Source organism: Sphingomonas sp. Leaf38, from assembly GCF_001421825.1.
Taxonomy (GTDB): domain Bacteria; phylum Pseudomonadota; class Alphaproteobacteria; order Sphingomonadales; family Sphingomonadaceae; genus Sphingomonas.
Genome location: NZ_LMLD01000013.1, coordinates 1 through 253, shown reverse-complemented (window position 1 = coordinate 253; position 253 = coordinate 1).

The window sequence follows — 253 nt, the reverse complement described above, 5'->3', positions numbered from 1 at the left end:
GGCCGACCGGAACGATGCCGCGCGCAAGCCGTGATCCCGCTGGTCCGCCCAGTGCCTGTCGGCACTGAGAACCGGCCAGGCGCTATCAGGACACAAGCGCCGCATCGGCCTGGCGCCGGACCTCGTTGGCGATCGGATGCAGCTCGGCAGCGGGGCGCTCCCCCACCACACTATAGCCGATCCCGTCGACCGCCCATGTGACCCGGCCCATGGTCCCGCTGGACGTGCTGGTCATGCTTGCGCTCTTGTCGAT